Source organism: Stenotrophomonas sp. STEN087 (assembly GCF_056759115.1).
The window spans coordinates 1-6970 of sequence record NZ_JBRRCR010000134.1 but is presented as its reverse complement, the minus strand read 5'-3'; the positions used below and the strand labels follow the sequence as shown (position 1 = coordinate 6970).

5 protein-coding genes are annotated in these 6970 nt (G+C 68.9%); 3 read left to right on the top strand and 2 right to left on the bottom strand.

Going from position 1 to position 6970, the window contains the following annotated elements; all coding sequences use genetic code 11:
* Positions 1–254: 254 nt before the first annotated feature.
* Positions 255–2285, top strand: a complete 2031-nt coding sequence (locus ACVOK1_RS19815; protein ID WP_481563024.1) for a M3 family metallopeptidase — start codon at positions 255–257, stop codon at positions 2283–2285.
* Positions 2286–2393: 108 nt separating this feature from the next.
* Here the strand turns inward: ACVOK1_RS19815 and ACVOK1_RS19810 are convergent, their stop codons facing one another.
* Both ACVOK1_RS19810 and ACVOK1_RS19805 read right to left on the bottom strand, forming a co-directional pair.
* Positions 2394–3197 (bottom strand): SDR family oxidoreductase, encoded by an 804-nt coding sequence (locus ACVOK1_RS19810; RefSeq protein ID WP_481563023.1) that lies wholly within the window; start codon positions 3195–3197, stop codon positions 2394–2396.
* The gene (locus ACVOK1_RS19805; protein WP_164075555.1) at positions 3194–3760 is read right to left on the bottom strand and encodes a DUF1415 domain-containing protein; all 567 of its coding nucleotides are present in this window, start codon (positions 3758–3760) and stop codon (positions 3194–3196) included. Before ACVOK1_RS19805 ends, ACVOK1_RS19810 begins: the two co-directional genes overlap by 4 nt.
* A gap of 195 nt (positions 3761–3955) precedes the next feature.
* Between ACVOK1_RS19805 and ACVOK1_RS19800 the strand changes: the two genes are divergently transcribed.
* Both ACVOK1_RS19800 and ACVOK1_RS19795 read left to right on the top strand, forming a co-directional pair.
* On the top strand, positions 3956–5422 hold the full coding sequence (locus ACVOK1_RS19800) for a benzaldehyde dehydrogenase (RefSeq protein WP_481563022.1): 1467 nt from the start codon (positions 3956–3958) through the stop codon (positions 5420–5422).
* Positions 5423–5439: 17 nt separating this feature from the next.
* On the top strand, positions 5440–6567 hold the full coding sequence (locus ACVOK1_RS19795; protein ID WP_108770065.1) for an NAD(P)-dependent alcohol dehydrogenase: 1128 nt from the start codon (positions 5440–5442) through the stop codon (positions 6565–6567).
* Positions 6568–6970 lie beyond the last annotated feature (403 nt).

The following is a 6970-nucleotide window of genomic DNA, read 5'->3' as shown; positions in this document are numbered from 1 at the left end:
GGGGGGGGGGGGGGGGCGGGGGGGGGCGCGGCGGGGGGGGCCCCCGCCCGCTACGGGGGGGCATAGGGCCGCGCCCCGCGACCCCCCCCCCCCCCCCGCCAAACCTGTAACGCTGCTGTCGCCGTTGATGTTGCTCCTGCTCCAGCGGGTGCAGGGCCGCAGGCCCTGCGATGCCTCCCCCTTGTCTGGCGGCCCGGCCAGCGCCATATGGACAGGGATGCCCGCCTGCCGGGTCCGTTTCCTGGAGATCTGCCGTGACCGTTGCCAACCCCCTGCTCGATGCTTCCGGCCTGCCGCCCTTCGAGGCGATCCGCCCCGAGCACGTGGCGCCGGCGCTGGATGTGCTGCTGGCCGACGCCGAAGCAGCCGTCAAAACGGCCGAGCAGGTGCAGCCGGTGTGCTGGGAGACCTTCGTGACCCCGCTGGACGATGCCACCGAACGCCTGTGGCGCGCCTGGGGCCTGGTCGGCCACCTGCAGGGCGTGGTCAACACCCCCGAGCTGCGCGAGGCCTACAACAGCAACCTGCCGCGGGTGACCCGCTTCGCCAGCGCGCTGGGCCAGAACCTGGCGCTGTACCGCCAGTACCAGGTGCTGGCCGCCAGCCCGGAAGCGGCCAGCTTCGACGAGGCCCGGCGCAAGGTGCTGGACAACACCCTGCGTGATTTCCGCCTGGGTGGTGCCGAACTCGACGCCGACGCCCAGCAGCGTTTCGCCGCGATCAAGGAAGAGCTGTCGGCGCTGTCGGCGAAGTTCTCGCAGAACGTGCTCGACGCCACCGATGCCTGGTCGCTGATCGTGGAAGACGAAGCGCGGCTGGCCGGCGTGCCGGACGACGTCAAGGCCGCTGCCCGCGCCGCCGCTGAAAAGGACGGCAAGCCCGGCTGGAAACTGACCCTGCAGATGCCGTGCTACCTGCCGGTGCAGACCTGGGGCGAAGACCGCGACCTGCGCGAGATCCTGTACCGCGCCAGCGCACAGCGTGCGTCCGAATTCGGCGATGAAGCGCTGGACAACGGCGGCAACATCGACCGCATCCTCGCCCTGCGCGCCGAACTGGCCGCGCTGCTGGGTTTTGCCTCCTACGCCGATTATTCGGTGGCCACCAAGATGGCGCAGGACCCGGCCGAAGTGCTCGCCTTCCTGCGTGACCTGGCCGTGCGTGCCAAGCCGTTCGCCGGCAAGGATCGCACCGAGCTGGAACAGTTCGCCCGTGACCAGCTGGGCATCGACAGCCTGCAGGCCTGGGACCTGGCGTTCGCCGCCGACCGCCTGAAGCAGGCGCGCTACAGCTATTCCGAGCAGGAAGTGAAGCAGTACTTCACCGAGCCGAAGGTGCTCGGCGGCCTGTTCTCGGTGATCGAGCAGCTGTACGGCCTGCGTGTGCAGGAAGACAGCGCGCCGGTGTGGCACGAGGACGTGCGCTTCTTCCGCCTGGTCGATGCGCAGGGTGCGTTGGTCGGCCAGTTCTACCTGGACCTGTATGCACGCGAAGGCAAGCGAGGTGGCGCGTGGATGGATGATTGCCGCAACCGTCGCGAGCGCGCCGATGGCAGCGTGCAGACGCCGCTGGTCTATCTGGTGTGCAACTTCGGCCGCGGTGCCAACGGCAAGCCGGCCACCTTCAGCCATAACGAAGTGACCACGCTGTTCCATGAAATGGGCCACGGCCTGCACCAGCTGCTGACGCGCATCGGCGAACTCGGCGTGGCCGGCATCAACGGCGTGGAGTGGGATGCGGTGGAGCTGCCCAGCCAGTTCATGGAGAACTTCTGCTGGGAATGGGACCACCTGCAGGGCATGACCGCGCACGTGGACACGGGCGAGCCGCTGCCGCGCGCGCTGTACGAGCGCATGCTGGCGGCGCGCAATTTCCACAGCGGCATGGCTACCGTGCGCCAGCTGGAATTCGGCCTGTTCGACATGCTGATCCACAGCCAGTTCGAACCGGCGCAGGACAGCGTGCTGGCGTTGCTGGACCGCGTACGCAGCGAAGTGGCGGTGAACCATCCGCCGGCCTGGAATCGCTTCCCGCACCAGTTCAGCCACATCTTCGCGGGTGGTTACGCGGCCGGTTACTACAGCTACAAGTGGGCCGAGGTGCTCAGCGCCGATGCCTATGCGGCGTTCGAAGAAGCCCCGCAGGCGCTGGCTGAAACCGGTGCGCGCTTCCGCGACGAAATCCTCTCGCGCGGTGGCAGCCGTCCGGCGGCGGAGAACTTCAAGGCGTTTCGCGGCCGCGCGCCGCAGATCGACGCGTTGCTGCGCCATTCGGGCATGGCGTAAACGAAAGAACGCGGTGCATACCAGTAGCGCTGGGCCATGCCCGGCGAGCGCGCAGCGCGGCGCGGCAACAAGAGCCGCCGGGCATGGCCCGGCGCTACCGTACATCGCTCAATCGGCGTAGATCATCTTCCGCGTCATGCCGCCGTCGACGATGAAATCCTGCCCGGTGCTGAAACCGGACAGCGACGACAGCAGGTACACCGCCAGTGCGCCGATGTCTTCGGGCTCGCCCACGTGCCCGACCGGGTGCTGGCCGTGGTCGCTGGCCGAATACTCCGGCGCATGCCGCCGCGAAGGAGCCTGCCAGGCGGTGGTGCCGATCCAGCCGGGGCTGATGCTGTTCACGCGTACCGCCGGGCCGGCACTGATCGCCAGCGCGTGGGTGAAGGCCACCAGCCCGCCCTTGGCGGCGGCATAGGCCTCGCTGTTGGCTTCCGACTGCCACGCGCGGGTGGAGGCGACGTTGATGATCGAACCGGCCGCGCTGGCCTTCAGTGCCGGCAGCGCATGCTTGCTGCACAGGAACGCGCCATGCAGCGAGGACAGCCGTCGCTGCCACTCGTCCCATTCCATGTCCTGCAGCACGGTGCCGTGCGGGCCGGCGATACCGGCGTTGTTGACCAGGCCATCGATGCGGCCGAAACGCTGCTGCGCCGCGCCGATGAAGTCGCGCACGCTGGCTTCGTCGGCGATGTCCAGGCGCTGGAACGCGGCATCATCGCCACGCTGCCATTCGTCCAGGCAGGCCTGGCCTGCTTCCACGTCCAGGTCGCCGATCAGCACGCGGCCACCGGCGCCCAGCACGGCCTGCGCCACGCCGCGGCCGATGCCGTTGGCACCGCCGGTGACCAGCACCACCTTGCCCTGCAGCGGTGCTGCCGGCCATGCGGCGATGGGCGGAACCGCGCTCACGACAGGTCTTCCCCGCGCAGGCGGCGGTGCCAGCCGGCAACGCCGATGCGGTCCAGGGTCTGGATGTTGCGTTCGACGATCACGTCCGGGTCCGGGAAGGCGTCCACCGCGCGTTCCACACTTTCCTCGCGCAGCAGGTGCAGGGTGGGGAAGGGTGCGCGGTTGGTGTAGTTGCTGGCATCGTCGGCGGCCACGCCATCGAACTGGTAGTCCGGGTGGAAGCTGGCCACCTGCAGGATGCCCTGCAGGTCCAGCGCCTCGATGGCGGCGTCGGCGTTGTCGAGGAAGTCGTTGTAGTCGAGGAAATCGGTCAGCACCTGCGGATGCACGATCAGGGTGGTGTCGATCTGCTCGGCCGGGGTGTCGCGCAGCAGCACCAGTTCCTCGGCCAGCTGTTCAACCAGCGCCTCGGGCGTGGTCGCATCGCTGAGCACGAAGCGGACCTGGTCCTTCACGTACACGGCCTTGGCGAACGGGCACAGGTTCAGGCCGATCACGATGCGCTCCAGCCACAGGCGGGTGGCGGCGATCGGGTCGTCGGTGGGCAGGGCGGGGTCGGTCATGGCGGGCGCTTCGGCTGGCGGGGGCCGCCATTGTAGGCAGTCGCCCGCGGCCGCGCCGTTCACTGTCCACGCACTGGACAGTGGTGATGCTGGAAAGTCCCCTCCATTCAAGCCCTTGCCGAGATCGCACCGATGGCCGATTGCCTGCGCGGCGGGCCAGGCGTGCAATGGACGCACGACACAGGAGGACACCTCATGACTGCATCTTCCCCGTGGCTGCCGGACGAACTCTGGTCCGGCGCCTTCTTCGACGGCCAGTGGCAGGCCGCCAGCCAGCGCCAGCCGGTGATCGAACCGGCCACCGGCCAGACCCTCGGCGAGGTCGGCCTGGCCGACGCCGCCCAGGTCGCCACCTCGGCTGCCGCCGCCGCGCAGGCCCAGCAGGGCTGGGCCGCCGCCCCCTATGAACAGCGTGCGCAGGTGCTGCGCCAGGCCGCGCGCCTGGCCGAAGACAACATCGACACCCTGGTGGACTGGCTGGTGCGCGAAAGCGGCTCGACCCGCCTCAAGGCCGGCTTCGAGGCCAAGGTGACCATCAAGGCGCTGCACGAAGCCGCCGCGCTGCCCTCGCGCAGCACTGGTGAAATCCTGCCCTCCGAACCGGGCCGGTTGAATCTGGCCCGGCGCCGTCCGCTGGGCGTGGTCGGGGTCATCTCACCGTTCAATTTCCCGCTGTACCTGGCCATGCGTGCGGTGGCACCGGCCATCGCGCTCGGCAATGCCGTGGTGCTCAAACCCGACCCGCGCACCGCGGTGTGCGGTGGCGCGGTCATCGCCCGCCTGTTCGAACAGGCCGGGCTGCCGGCCGGCGTGCTGCACATGCTGCCCGGTGACGGCGCCGCCGGTGCCGCGCTGACCAGCGATCCGCACGTGGCGATGATCCAGTTCACCGGTTCCACCGCTGCAGGACGCAAGGTCGGCGAAGCGGCCGGCAAGTACCTGAAGAAGGTCTCGCTGGAACTGGGCGGCAAGAACTCGCTGATCATCCTCGACGATGCCGACCTCGACCTGGCCGTCGCCAACACTGCCTGGGGCGTGTACCTGCACCAGGGCCAGATCTGCATGGCCACCGGCCGCGTGCTGGTGCACAAAAAGATCCACGCTGCGTTCCTGGAAAAGCTGGTGGCCAAGGCGAAGTCGCTGAAGGTCGGCGACCCGGCACGCGAAGACGTGGCGATCGGACCGCTGATCAACGCCACCCAGCGCGACCACGCCGCCCGCGTGGTGGCCGACGCGGTCAAGGCCGGCGCCACCCTGGAAGCCGGCGGCACGCACCAGGACCTGTTCTTCGCGCCCACCGTGCTCGGCAACGTGGCTGCCGACAACCCGGCATTCAACGAGGAAATCTTCGCGCCGGTGGCCGTGGTGGTGCCGTTCGATGATGACGACCAGGCCGTGCAGCTGGCCAACGACAGCGAATACGGTCTGTCGATGGCCATCGTGTCCAGCAACGTCGGCCGCGCGCTGAAGCTCGGCGAACGCCTGCGCACCGGCCTGCTGCACATCAACGACCAGACGGTGAACGACGAAGTGATCAATCCCTTCGGCGGCGTCGGTGCGTCCGGCAACGGCACCAGCATCGGCGGCCCGGCCAACTGGGAAGAGTTCACCCAGTGGCAGTGGCTGACCGTCAAGGGCGAAGCGCCCGCCTATCCGATCTGATCGAAGGAACCATCACGATGAACGACAACACCGCAACGCGTGAGATCACCGCCGCCGTGGTCCGCGGCAAGGAACAGCCTTTCGTCATCGAGCAGGCGCAGCTGCGCGGCCCGCAGGACGACGAGGTACTGGTGAAGGTGGTGGCCACCGGCCTCTGCCACACCGACCTGATCGTGCGCGACCAGTACTACCCGGTGCCGTTGCCGGCGGTGCTCGGCCATGAAGGCGCCGGCATCGTCGAAGCCGTGGGCCCGAACGTGCGCGACCTGAAGGTGGGTGACCACGTGGTGCTGACCTACGGCGCCTGCGGCCACTGCAATCCCTGCCGCGGCGGCCACGGTGCCTACTGCAAGGATTTCTTCGGGCTCAACTTCGGCGGCGACGATGGCCACGGCCATACCGCCATCACCGATGCGCAGGGCCAGCCGCTGCACGATCATTTCTTCGCGCAGTCCTCGTTCGCCACCTTCGCCATCGCGCGCGAGATCAACGCGATCAAGGTGCCCGACGATGCGCCGCTGGAACTGCTGGGCCCGCTGGGCTGCGGCATCCAGACCGGTGCCGGTGCGGTGCTCAATTCGCTGAAGGTGCGCTCGGGCAGCAGCTTCGCCAGCTACGGTGCCGGCGCGGTGGGCCTGAGTGCGGTGATGGCGGCCAAGGTGGCCGGTGCCACCACCATCATCGCCATCGATGTGGTGCCGTCGCGCCTGGAGCTTGCACTGGAGCTGGGCGCTACCCACGTGGTCAACAGCCGCGAGACCGACGTGGTTGAAGCGGTGCGTGCGATCACCGGTGGCGGCGCCGATTTTGCCCTGGAATCTACCGGTCGCCCGGAAGTGCTGTCGGCCGGCATCGAGGCGCTGGGCGGGCTGGGCATGATGGGCGTGGTGGGTGCGCCGAAGCTGGGCACCACGGCCAGTTTCGATGTGAACAACCTGCTGCTGGGTGGTCGCAGCATCCGCGGCATCGTCGAAGGTGACAGCGTGCCGCAGGTGTTCATTCCGCAGCTGGTGACGCTGTTCCTGCAGGGGCGCTTCCCGTTCGACAAGCTGGTGAAGTTCTATCCGCTGGAGCAGATCAACCAGGCGGCCGAGGACAGCACGCGCGGGATCACCCTGAAGCCGATCCTGCGGATCGCGGCGTAACGCCCGGTAGTGCCGGCCGCTGGCCGGCAACAGCAACTGCAACGTCAACAGCAACAGCGGGCTATCCGTGGGTTGGCGGGGTGGGGCCGGTTGAGGGGGACGCCGTAAACCCCCAGTCCGGCCCAGCCGCTGGCGGCTGTGCGTTCGGGCGCTTGCGAAGCAGTGCTTCGCAAGCAAAGCGCCCTCACCCATGGGGGCTTGGTCGCGCTTGCTCGTGTGCGCTGTCCTGCGCACACGGCAAGACCGGGGTTGGGCGTCCTGCCCAACCCGCCCGAGGCATGCCCCGGGCCCCGGCCGCTCACCCCCCCGCACCCGGCCCCCCCCCGCCTGCCACAGTTTCCCGCGCGCGGGTGGAACCGGCTGCTGAGGGGGGGTGCCGACCGTGGGTCGGCACGGGGTCGGA

Bases quoted from the DNA above. Each gene is read 5' to 3' on its own strand.
- ACVOK1_RS19805 (WP_164075555.1), bottom strand. From the start codon at position 3,760: ATGACCGACCCCGCCCTGCCCACCGACGACCCGATCGCCGCCACCCGC.
- ACVOK1_RS19800 (WP_481563022.1), top strand. From the start codon at position 3,956: ATGACTGCATCTTCCCCGTGGCTGCCGGACGAACTCTGGTCCGGCGCC.
- ACVOK1_RS19795 (WP_108770065.1), top strand. From the start codon at position 5,440: ATGAACGACAACACCGCAACGCGTGAGATCACCGCCGCCGTGGTCCGC.